At 60.0% G+C, this 10,592-nt stretch carries 12 protein-coding genes; 9 read left to right on the top strand and 3 right to left on the bottom strand.

Features of this window, described 5'->3' with window-relative positions; all coding sequences use genetic code 11:
• Nucleotides 1-1,690 (bottom strand): DUF6531 domain-containing protein (locus tag FEM54_RS13840; RefSeq protein WP_240792744.1); only part of this gene is annotated, 1,690 nt, incomplete at its 3' end.
• Nucleotides 1,691-1,946: 256 nt separating this feature from the next.
• Here FEM54_RS13840 and FEM54_RS13835 point away from each other — a divergent pair.
• The 6 genes from FEM54_RS13835 (at nucleotide 1,947) to FEM54_RS13810 (ending at nucleotide 7,616) form a co-directional block, all read left to right on the top strand.
• Nucleotides 1,947-4,439, top strand: coding sequence for a TonB-dependent siderophore receptor (locus FEM54_RS13835; RefSeq protein WP_138451431.1), 2,493 nt, complete (start codon nucleotides 1,947-1,949; stop codon nucleotides 4,437-4,439).
• 308 nt (nucleotides 4,440-4,747) lie between these two features.
• The gene (locus tag FEM54_RS13830) at nucleotides 4,748-5,077 is read left to right on the top strand and encodes a hypothetical protein (protein ID WP_026013691.1); all 330 of its coding nucleotides are present in this window, start codon (nucleotides 4,748-4,750) and stop codon (nucleotides 5,075-5,077) included.
• A 107-nt stretch (nucleotides 5,078-5,184) separates the two neighbouring features.
• Nucleotides 5,185-5,880: a fumarylacetoacetate hydrolase family protein gene (locus FEM54_RS13825; RefSeq protein ID WP_138451429.1), complete on the top strand. Its 696-nt coding sequence runs from the start codon at nucleotides 5,185-5,187 to the stop codon at nucleotides 5,878-5,880.
• Between the two features lie 36 nt (nucleotides 5,881-5,916).
• Nucleotides 5,917-6,825, top strand: coding sequence for a helix-turn-helix transcriptional regulator (locus tag FEM54_RS13820; protein ID WP_017136887.1), 909 nt, complete (start codon nucleotides 5,917-5,919; stop codon nucleotides 6,823-6,825).
• A gap of 83 nt (nucleotides 6,826-6,908) precedes the next feature.
• Nucleotides 6,909-7,355, top strand: coding sequence for a GNAT family N-acetyltransferase (locus FEM54_RS13815; protein WP_017136886.1), 447 nt, complete (start codon nucleotides 6,909-6,911; stop codon nucleotides 7,353-7,355).
• 3 nt (nucleotides 7,356-7,358) lie between these two features.
• On the top strand, nucleotides 7,359-7,616 hold the full coding sequence (locus tag FEM54_RS13810) for a hypothetical protein (protein ID WP_017136885.1): 258 nt from the start codon (nucleotides 7,359-7,361) through the stop codon (nucleotides 7,614-7,616).
• A gap of 291 nt (nucleotides 7,617-7,907) precedes the next feature.
• Here the strand turns inward: FEM54_RS13810 and FEM54_RS13805 are convergent, their stop codons facing one another.
• A complete protein-coding gene (locus tag FEM54_RS13805) occupies nucleotides 7,908-8,852 on the bottom strand; it encodes a sensor domain-containing diguanylate cyclase (protein ID WP_017136884.1) in 945 nt (314 codons plus the stop codon).
• Nucleotides 8,853-9,098: 246 nt separating this feature from the next.
• Between FEM54_RS13805 and FEM54_RS13800 the strand changes: the two genes are divergently transcribed.
• Nucleotides 9,099-9,347, top strand: coding sequence for a DUF1652 domain-containing protein (locus FEM54_RS13800; RefSeq protein ID WP_017136883.1), 249 nt, complete (start codon nucleotides 9,099-9,101; stop codon nucleotides 9,345-9,347).
• Here FEM54_RS13800 and FEM54_RS34030 read toward each other — a convergent pair.
• The gene (locus tag FEM54_RS34030; protein ID WP_017136882.1) at nucleotides 9,344-9,484 is read right to left on the bottom strand and encodes a hypothetical protein; all 141 of its coding nucleotides are present in this window, start codon (nucleotides 9,482-9,484) and stop codon (nucleotides 9,344-9,346) included. The genes FEM54_RS13800 and FEM54_RS34030 overlap by 4 nt on opposite strands.
• 217 nt (nucleotides 9,485-9,701) lie before the next feature.
• Between FEM54_RS34030 and FEM54_RS13795 the strand changes: the two genes are divergently transcribed.
• A complete protein-coding gene (locus FEM54_RS13795; RefSeq protein ID WP_017136881.1) occupies nucleotides 9,702-10,013 on the top strand; it encodes a YXWGXW repeat-containing protein in 312 nt (103 codons plus the stop codon).
• A gap of 33 nt (nucleotides 10,014-10,046) precedes the next feature.
• On the top strand, nucleotides 10,047-10,592 hold a 546-nt coding region (locus FEM54_RS13790), incomplete at its 3' end, for an RNA polymerase sigma factor (RefSeq protein ID WP_138451426.1).

Raw genomic sequence — 10,592 nt, 5'->3', positions numbered from 1 at the left:
GAACCTGATAGTCCACCGCCACAATGCGGCCCGACTCGTACCGCAGAAACAGCGAGCGACCTACACCATTGTCCAGCCGCTCAACCCGCCCCAAACGATCGCGGAAAACCCGCAACCGGTTGTCATATGCATCGCTGATGGCTGTCAGCACACCCTCTTGAAAGTGGTAGAACCGCGACGCCTGGGCCAGCACCAGTTCATCGGGCAAATCGCCCAAGTAGATCGCCGCTTCAGCCAAGCTATTGGTAATCGCCGGTCGAGCAGCGGAGGGCAGCACAAACTCGGTACGGCGATTCTCATGATCCGTCCACACCACCGAATCACCGGAAACAGAAAGCCGCTGCGCCAGCGAATGACTCCAGCCAAACCCCAACCCGCAATCCACTTCCACTGCACTGGTGCGATACAACCGCGTCCACTCAAACGGCAAAACCCCATCCAACGTGCCATCGGTGAGGGTCAGCAGTTCCTCGCCGGTGACCATCGACACCGGGCAGCCGTTGGTAACGGTTCTGTCGGCCGGAGCCGCCGCATCGCCATTAAGGTTCTTACCCGAAGCAGGCACGTCATCAACGTGTTCTTTTTGCTTAACCACTGCGTTTTGCCGCGCCCGCCAGCGCATCTGCAGCGTGCCTTGCTTCAACCCGCCAACCACTCCGCGAACCGCCACCGCCTTGTAACGGTCCACCGCCTGCATGAATTTGGTCAGCATCCCGAGCAGGCTCCTGACAAAACCCACAGCGGCATCCAGCACCCGCGCGCCATACTTGGCCAGCCGCAAGCCGAGATAAGCCACGCCCGCCGCCGGCAACGCGATGGTCAGTACTGCGCCGATCACCAGATCAATCAGCAGCGACACTACAAACCCTGCCGCCGTTTCCGCGATTTCGCCGGGTGGCAGTGCGTCCAGCCAGAGCATCGCGGTGCGCAGGATCAGGTACAGCGCGGCCTCGTCGCTGGCCAATAACATGGCCTGTTCCAGGACCTTGGGCGCATCGGTGGCCAACTGCGCCAACCTGGCGGCCTCGGCGCCGAGTTGCTCAGCAAATTTCAGCGGGTCTTCAAGAATCGCCTGAACCAGCTTGATGCTGTCCCATACATCGCGGATTGCCGCCCAACTGCCCGCCAGCACGCCGCTGCCAATCGCGCTGGCGGTCGATTGTTGCCAGTACGGTTTGAAATCTTTCCACTGCTCGCGCAGCCAGTGCTCCAGGTCGGCCGTCAGCCCTGCGTAAGAGGCAAACAGCGCGTCCACTTGCTGCGCAGAAACGCCGCCCTGCACCCGCACCTGATAGCGCCCACCAGCGGCGCAAAAATGCGAACCCTTGCCATGTTCATCGAGCATGACAAGCGTGGAACTGCCGTCATCCAGCCCGACAACCTCCACCGGGATATCGCCGATCGGCACGTCATACACTGATTCGAACAAGCTCTGGATTTTCAGCTCGCCGCCCGCCGGGCACTGGGCCACGGTGGAAAAGCCCATGTCAGTAATACTCACGGACTGTTGCGCATCGCCAACCCGCAGCACACGGTCCATCCCCAACAGCGACGGCATGTCGGCAGCATGGCTGAGCGTATCCAACGCCCGCGCATACCAGGCGCCCACCTGCTGGCGATACTCCGCCAGGCTCTGATGAAAGCCGTTGAGCTCATGTTCGATAAAGGCGATGTGGGCGGCGTTGGTCATCCGTGACGTCTCGGCAAAAAATGGCAAGGCGTCGGAGTCTGCTGCAGGAAAAAGCCGCTGGACGAATGGTTGGAAAAATCAGAATGGGATGACGCAGGACGGGTAAAAACCGCGAAAAACTATCCCGAAGGACTACGCAAAAAAGCGACCCGGCTCATTGCAATAAAGTCATGCAAATAAAAATGACTCTCATCCTTGCCCGATTTCGCGACATGGCCGTCATGGTTAATAGAACCTCCATTACGCAGGATTTCCCATGTCGCGCCTTGCTCGTCCCTTGCACCCACTGGCCCTGTCGGTGGCGATGGCTTTTGCCGCTGTGCCGTTGTTCGTCGTCCAGCCATTGTTTGCCGAAGAAACCGGCAGCGCGTTGCGCCGTTTTTCGGTTCCCGCGGGTGATTTGAGCCAATCCCTCAATAGTCTCTCCGAGCAGGCCGGGCTGGTACTGGCGTTTGATGCAAGCTTGACGCGCGGCAAGCACAGCAACGGTGTGAGCGGGCAATACGACACCGACGTGGCATTGGCGCAATTGCTCGCCGGCAGTGGCTTGCAGGCCATCAAGATCTCCGCCGACCGCTATCGCCTCGAAGCGCTCCCGGACGATGGCGGCGCCATGCAGTTGCAGGCCACCACCATCAGCGGCGCCTACCAGAGCGAAAGCCCCACTGGGCCGGTGGCGGGTTATGTCGCCACTCGCAGCCTGTCGGGCACCAAGACCGATACCGCGCTGATCGAGACGCCGCAGTCGATTTCGGTGGTCACCAAGGACCAGATGCGTGCGCAAAACGCCGAAAGCCTCAACCAGATCCTGCGCTACAGCGCCGCCGTGGTGCCGGAGACCCGTGGGGCCACGGCTTCGCGCCTCGACCAACTGACTATCCGTGGCTTCGCCCCGGCAACCTACCTCGACGGCCTGCGTATGCCATCGAGCCGAGATGCCTTGCCGCAAAAAGACGCCTTCGACCTTGAGCGCGTCGAAGTGCTGCGCGGCCCGGCCTCGGTGTTGTACGGGCAGGGCACGCCAAGCGGGGTGATCAACATGGTCACCAAACGCCCGCTGGACACGCCGTTTCATGAAGTCGGCGTGGAATACGGCACCTTCAACAAGAAGCGCACTACCTTTGATTTAAGCGGCCCGATTGATGATCAGGGTGTGTATGCCTATCGCGTGGCGGGGTTGTTCGATGACGCCGATGGCCAGGTCGACCACACCGAAACCCGCCGCCAGTCGCTGTCCAGTGCCTTCACCTGGCGCCCGGACGATGCTACCTCGCTGACCTTGCTTGGGCATTTTCAGAAAGACCCGAAGGGCGCGTCCTACGGGTCGGTGCCAGCCTGGGGCTCGGTGCTGCGCAGCCCTACGGGACGCAAGATCGATGTGGACTTCTATGACGGTGAAAAGAACTTCGAAAAAAGCGACCGCGAGCATTACTCCCTCGGCTATGCCTTCGAACATCACTTCAACGACGTGTGGACGGTGCGCCAGAACGCCCGTTACCTGCGCGCCGAGGGCGTCTATCGCAGCATCTATAACAGCTACCTGATGGGCGACTACCGCACCTCCAAGCGCTCGACCATCGCTGCCGATGTGGACATGGATGCCTACACCCTCGATAACCAGGTGCAGGCCAAATTCGACACTGGTTCGTTGCAGCACACGCTGTTGATGGGGCTCGATTACCAGAACACCCGCACCGACACCAAGACCGGTTATGGCAGTGGCCCGAACCTGGATATCTTCGATCCGGTCTACGGCGCGCCGGTCACCACACCCGCGTTCATCACCGACGCGACCTCGCGCAGCGAGCAGACCGGTGTTTATCTGCAAGAGCAAATGAAGTGGGACCAATGGGTGTTGTTGCTGGGTGGTCGGTATGACTGGGCCAGCACCGACAGCACCACCAAAACCATCAGCTCCGGCACCAAGAGCAAGTCGTCGCTGGACAGCAAGGCCTTTACCGGGCGGGTCGGCCTGGTCTACCTGTTCGATAACGGCCTGGCGCCGTACGCCAGCTACGCGGAGTCGTTCAACCCGCAATCGGGCACGGGTTACGGCGGTTCGGTGTTCAAGCCGACCGAAGGCAAACAGTATGAAATCGGCATCAAGTACCAGCCGCCAGGCAGCAACAGCTTCATTACGGCGGCGATTTTCGACTTGCGCCAATCCAACGTGCCGACCATGGATCCGGACCCGACGCACCTGTGCGGCAGTGGCCGCTGCCAGATCCAGGACGGCGAGCAACAGTCCCGTGGCTTTGAACTGGAAGGCAAGGCCAGCCTCAACGACAACCTGAACATTACCGCGGCTTACGCCTATCTGGACAACCGCGCGAGCAAATCCAACAGTACCGTTCGCTACGCGCCGATCAGCGATGTCGGCACTGGGCCGGCGATTGCCGTTGAGGGCACCACCACCTACGGCGTGCCACGCCATACGGCCTCGGCGTGGGCCGACTACACCTTCCACGACGGCCTGCTCAAGGGCTTCGGCGTGGGGGCGGGCGCGCGGTATGTGGGCTCGTCCTGGGGCGATACCGCCAACACCCTGAAGGTACCGGGCTACACCTTGATGGATGCGGCGCTGCACTACGACATCCCGAATATCGCCAACCCCAAAGACAACCTGCGCCTGGCGCTGAACGCGACCAACCTGGCAAACAAAGAATACGTGGCCTCGTGCTACTCCTATTCGTGGTGCTGGTATGGCTCGCAGCGCACCGTGCAGGCGAGTGCCACTTACCAGTGGTAATCGGCACCCTTTAGGGTGATCCGTTTTTTGTGGCGAGCGAGCTTTTGTGGCGAGCGAGCTTGCTCGCGCTGGGCTGCGCAGCAGCCCCAAAACCTGACACTTGGGTACACCTGAAGTACACGGTCATCCGGTCAAGGGGCCGCTGCGCGCCCCAGCGCGAGCAAGCTCGCTCGCCACAGTCGCTCGCCACAGGGTTTGCCGACATCTATTAGGTAAATGTTTACCCAGGAAGGCAATTTAATGGCCCCTTTGTAACAAAATCCCCGCCAAAATCACTTTTATTTTCAGGTGGTTAGATGGGGATGCAAATGCGCACTGTTGGAATGATGCTGATCGCCTGTTCCCTGGCTGGCGGCGCGGCGAGCGTGCAGGCCCGAGAGTTGCGCGAGGGTGACAAGTACATGTGCAGTTGGGGCGCAGGCACTGCCGCCAGGGCACAGGAACTCAAGCTGTCGGGTGTGTCGCTGTATGCCGCGCGGCAGAAGATCCAGACCATCAAGTTCAGCAAATCGTGGATGCGCATGATGGCCATGGGCATCACCGAGCAGACCTACGACAGCCGCTCACGGCTCAAGCCCGACGTCATCCGCCAGAGTTTTTACCAGGACTGCCTGCGCTACAAAGTGGCGCGTAAATGATCCAGGGCTGTTTTGCACCGGTCAGTGCAAAATCTGCGTAAGCCTGTCCAACTTTGCCTTGGCGCTGCTGGCCATACTGGCGCCAGGTAAACCAAGAGGCACAGGCCATGACTGATTACGTATTCCCCCCCGCGCCAACCCCATCCCTGGCCGTACAGGGCAGCGACGCACGTTTCCCGCTGCGCCGCGTGTTCTGCGTGGGCCGCAACTACAGTGAACACGCCCGTGAAATGGGGCATGACCCGGATCGCGAACCGCCATTTTTCTTTATGAAACCGGCTGATGCAGTGGTGCCGGCCGAAGGCGTGATCGCCTACCCGCCGCTGACTGCCGACCTGCACCATGAGGTGGAACTGGTGGTGGCCATCGGCAAGGGTGGGGTGGATATCAGCCCTGAAGACGCTTTGTCCCACGTTTGGGGGTATGGCGTCGGCATCGACTTGACCCGTCGCGACCTGCAGGCCGAGGCGAAAAAGCTCGCGCGTCCGTGGGATTGGGGCAAGTCGTTCGATGAATCGGCGCCCAGCACCGCCTTGCAACCTGCGAGCGTTATCGGGCACCCGGCCAGCGGCAAGATCTGGCTAAAGGTCAATGGTCAGCAGCGTCAGGTCGGCGACTTGGCTGACCTGATCTGGTCGGTGAGTGAAATCATCAGCTACGCCTCAAAATCCGTAGCACTCAAGGCCGGTGACCTGATCTTTACCGGCACCCCGGCAGGCGTCGGCGCGTTGCAGCGTGGGGATGCGGTTACCGCTGGCATCAAGGGCATCGGCGAGTTGAGTTTCACCCTCAGCCAGGGTTGAGGCTAAAGTGGTGCCCAGGCCCTTCGAGAGACTGTTATGCCAGGCACCCGCGTCACCACCTATGGCATGGAACAACGCAGCGACCGCCCCGACTTCTATATCCGCGACAAGCGCGGGCGGGCGGCGCTGACCAGCCCGCATCGGCATGAATACTTCCAGATCCAGATCAACCTGGGCGGCGACACCGTGCAACATATCGGCGGCGCGGTGCGTCCGTTCCCGCACAAAGCCATGGCGTTTATCCTGCCCCATCGCCTGCATGTGATTCCCCACCCGCAAGACGGCGAGTTCATGCTGATCAACTTCAGCCAGGCGTTCTTCCTGCCGCAGTTGACCTGCGACCCGCTGGACCTGGAAGACATCCCCATCAGCCAGGCGCCGGAGCTGTCACCGTTCCGTTTTCAGGAGCACCTGGACTTCATCCTTGACGACGCCGACTTTGAACAAGTGCACATCTGGCTCGGCCATATGCGCACCCTGGACGCCCAGCGCACTTTCGGCGCACGTGAGCGCTTGAAGGGCTACTTGTTCCAACTGATCGGCCTGGTTTGCCAGCAGTACGCCGAACCCTTGCAGGCGTTTGCCGCCAATAACACCACCCGACGCGGACGCAAAGACGCCTTGGCACGGGTGCACGGCTATATCCGCGAGCATCTGCACGAGCCGGGCCTCAATCTTACTGACGCTGCGGCCGCTGCGTTCCTGTCACCCAACTACCTCACCCATTTGCTGCGCAAAGAAACCGGCAAACCCTTTTCTCAGTGGGTGCTCGACCGCCGCATGCAATTGGCGCGCACCTTATTGCTCAACACTGCGCAATTGATAGGTGCAGTTGCCCTGCGTTGCGGGTTTACCGACGAGGCGTACTTTTCCCGCTGCTTTCGCAAGGCCCATGGCCTGGCGCCGGGGCAGTTTCGGCGTCAACAACAGGCAAAACCCCTGTAGTCGAGCGCCTTCTCTTACAAATCCACGACAATCTGTGTGTTTCTATTTACATACAATTGCGTGCATCCACGGAGGAGGCATCTATGCAAAACCCTATTCGGCTGGCGACGCTGGCGGATATCGACACGTTGTTCGCCATTCGCACGGCCGTGGTGCAGAACCACTTGAGCCGTGAGCAGATGGCGGATCTGGGCATTACGCCACAGGTGCTGGCGGACAGCATCCGTGAAGCGCCGTGCGTGTGGCTGGCAGAAGTGGAGGGCCAGCCGGCGGCTTTTTCAATGGTCAACTTTGACAGCGGCGAGGTATTTGCGATGTTCGTATTGCCCGCCTACGAAGGCCGGGGTTTGGGCCGTCAACTGATGGCGGTGGCTGAAGCCGCACTGTTTGAGCACCACCCGACGCTGTACCTGATCACCGACGGGCGCGGTGAAATCCGCGCCAACGGGTTTTACCAACGGCTGGGCTGGACGCAGGTGGGCCGGGTCGAGGGCGATGATGTGCGGTATGAAAAGAGCAGGGCACCTTAAATCATGAACCCGGCAGAACCCCCGTCCACCAACGGCCTTCGCTATGCGACGATCGGGGTTGCGTGCGCCGCGGTGCTGCTCGGCATCTTGTTTATGCGCTTCAATGCTCAGGTTGACCTGGAACGGGAAGAGGCCGCCGAACGCTTGGCGCTGTGCCAACATCTTGAAAGTGTGGCCCGTGCCACTTCGACTACCAGTCTGGAATCGCTTGAGGCCTGTAAGCAACTCAGAAAGCGTTACAGCGAGAGTGCCGCGCCGTGATAAGCAATAACCCTATTTGAACAATGGATATATAGCCACTAAGTGATAAGGGCTATATCGGTTTATTGCACCAAAAAGTGGCACTTGCTGACTTGGCTACCTTAAAAATCATGTGGTTATTGAATGACTTACGCGGCTTTTAATCCGACGAAAGGAATAAAATAATCTTGTTGCAGGTTTTGACAATCGTTACTATAGCCGGGCGTTCACCTCCCACGGTTTATGCATTTTTAAATCCCAAGTTTCCATCAGCTACTTGGGATTTTTTTTGCCTGGAGTTTGACCTCGGCATCACACTTCACTATCAGCGAACTCTGCACGCATGCGTCCATTGCGTTTGGCCTGATACAGCAACTTGTCGACCGACTCGACGAACGCCAGCAGGTCGCTGTTGGGCGTCACGGTATGCGTGCCCACCCCCAGGCTCAGGCTCAGCAACTTGGAAACCGGCGAAACGGCGTGTTCGATCTGCTGCTGGCAAATCAAGTGCAGGCAGCGCTGCGCCACTTGCCTGGCTGAGGCTGCGTCGGTTTCGGGCAGCAACCACACAAATTCCTCGCCGCCGATACGCGCAATAAAATCCCGTGGCCGGTTGGCCGCCTGCGACAAAGTGCGGGCCACCTGGCGCAAGGCTTCATCGCCCTTGATATGGCCGTAGTGGTCGTTGTACTGCTTGAAAAAGTCTATATCCAGAATAATCAACGACAGCGGCAATTGGCTGCGCAGGGCACTGGCCCATTCGCGTTCGAGCACGGTGTCGAACATGCGGCGGTTGGCGATGCCGGTGAGGCCGTCCTGGAAGGAGTATTCCTCCAGTTGTTTTTGCAGGCGGATCAAGTGCTCTTCGGTCTTCTTGCGCTCGCTGATATCGAACATAAAGCCGATCAAGGCTTCGACTTCGCCGTCCTTGCGCACCACATGCACCACATCGCGGATCCACACATACTCGCCGTTGGCCGTCAGTGCGCGGTAGTCGGCTTCGTGGTCCACGCCGGCACGCGATTGCGACACGCAAAAGTTCACCACGTATTCACGGTCGTCCGGGTGCATGCGTTCGACCCAATCATCCACGCTCACCCAGCTTTGCGGGCTCCAGCCCAGCAGCGTTTCGATCTGCGGGCCGATGTAGCTGAAGGTCATGCTCTGCCAGTCGATGCGCCAAGGGATGGCCTTGGTCGACTCCAGCAGGGTTTTGTACACGTCGCTGTCGGGCTGGCTCGGGGGAACGATGCTCATGGCGGGCGGCTCAGGGTGATGGCGAAAAGCCAAGAGCGTCTTTTGATACAGGTTGTGAGTCAAGCCCTTGCCAAAGCAGCAGACGAGAGGTCGTGTGTTGGGTTTCTGGCGCCAGTGCACCAGCGTTTACAGGGCGAAATGTGGCACAGCTATCACTTTTGAATTAATTGTTCAGTAGCAGGCAAAACCTTATCTATGCTGGTTGCATCACACCCACAGGGTCGAACCCAGGGATGGGGGCTCAGCATGATTGCGCTCGACGAACTCAATAAGATCATGGCCGCGGGCTTCCTGCCGCTGGCCTGTGATTGCAGCCTCAACAGCGACGGCTCGCTGCGCATCAGGGTGTTCGAGCCAGCGTCGGGTCGCGTCGATCTGCTGTTGACCCGGGTCTCGCCCCAAGGCCTGGACAGCATCCGTTCCATCTCAAACCTTATTGGCGAACTGCGCACCGAGATCAAGGCCGGGCGGCGTGGTTTTGCGGCAGTCGGTTAACTGTTGACGCTGCTGGTGGGGGCGGTGTCAGCGCCATAGTAGCGCCAGCAGCAATGCCGATGTTCCGGCAGGATTACGCAGCCGCTGAGGCTGACGATCAACAGGGCGGCAACCAGCATAGAGAGTCGACGGGGCATGATATTTCCTCATTGTGTGTTTTGCGTTACCTGTTGAACGCCACCACCTGCACAAATCCGTCGCGATGCTTTCAAACATTTCATCCAGCGTTTTCTTCCCTTGAGCAATACTCCCATCGTCGAGAAACAATTCACCGTTCTCGCGACGGATTTTCCTGTGCCCAGCGTTCAACCCATCAGATGCGAACATTTTCGTCCGCCGTATGAAGGAGTTGCCATGAACCCTCTGGCCAAATTGCGCTATGCCTTGTTGGTCCCGCTGGCCTTCGCCGCGCTTGTCAGCACCCCGACCTTTGCCCAGACCGAAGTGATCATTCGCCAGGCCCCACCGGCCGAACGCGTTGAAGTGATCCCGGCTGAGCGCCCGGGCTTTGTCTGGGACCGTGGCCACTGGCAATGGGAACGTGGCGCGTATGCCTGGGTGCCGGGCCACTGGCAGGAAGTAGTGCGTAACGCACGCTGGGAGCCTGGGCACTGGGAATCCCGTGGCCCCAACTGGTACTGGCGCAAAGGGCACTGGATTCGCTGAAACCTCTTAGCCCCCGGACCGAGTATTACCTGATTGAAAGACACTGATCCGGACGTTGAGCTACTGGCACGTATCGGCAACAACGAACCTGCGGCCGTCAACGAAATGGTGACGCGCAAGCTGCCGCGCCTGCTTGCGCTTGCCGGGCGGCTGCTGGGGGATGCCGACGAAGCCAAGGACGTGGCCCAGGAAAGCTTCCTGCGCATCTGGCGCCAGGCGGCCAACTGGCGCCCCGGCGAAGCGCGTTTTGACACTTGGCTGCACCGCGTGGCGCTCAACCTGTGCCATGACCGCTTGCGCCGGCGCAAGGAACGCCCGTTGAACGAGGATGAAGCGCTGGAACTGGCAGACAGCGCACCCTCGCCAGATGAACAGTTGGAAACGGCGGACCGCAGTGCAAGGATGGCCGCCGCCCTGGCGGCCTTGCCCGAGCGCCAGCGTGAAGCCATTGTGCTGCAGTACTACCAGGAGCTGTCGAACATCGACGCCGCGGCCCTGATGAACATCAGCGTCGAGGCACTGGAGAGCCTGCTGTCGCGGGCCCGACGCCAGTTGCGCAGCCAACTTGCCGACACACCC

Origin of the sequence: Pseudomonas edaphica (assembly GCF_005863185.1) — a bacterium.
Taxonomy (GTDB): domain Bacteria; phylum Pseudomonadota; class Gammaproteobacteria; order Pseudomonadales; family Pseudomonadaceae; genus Aquipseudomonas; species Aquipseudomonas edaphica.
This window is presented reverse-complemented; position numbering and strand designations above follow the sequence as displayed.